This window comes from Bacillus sp. SIMBA_005, from assembly GCF_046535585.1.
Lineage (GTDB): Bacteria > Bacillota > Bacilli > Bacillales > Bacillaceae > Bacillus > Bacillus pumilus.
The window spans coordinates 1-264 of record NZ_JAWRWI010000566.1; the positions used below are offsets into that span (position 1 = coordinate 1).

The 264-nt window shown below is 43.2% G+C and carries 1 pseudogene; it reads left to right on the forward strand.

Annotated elements, in window-relative coordinates:
* Window positions 1–20: 20 nt before the first annotated feature.
* A pseudogene (locus SB660_RS21320) lies at window positions 21–264 on the forward strand (ABC transporter ATP-binding protein); the annotation flags it as partial.

A 264-nucleotide genomic window follows, 5' to 3' on the forward strand; every position in this document is an offset into this window, starting at 1 on the left:
GTTGGATAGGGAGGGGCCAAATGAAACAAACGAAAAAACAGGGGATTTTAGAGCGTTTCTATTACTCTTCAGATGAAATCATTGAAAAGCCGTTTAACTGGGCTCAAATGTGGCGGCTGCTGAGCTATGTCAAACCATATCGAAAAACAATTTTGCCGCTTTCTTTTCTCACCGTATTGATTGGCACTGCTGTGAAGCTTGTGATCCCCATTCTGATCGGCGTTTATGTTCTTGATCAAGCGATTACAGGAAGAAACTCGGAGC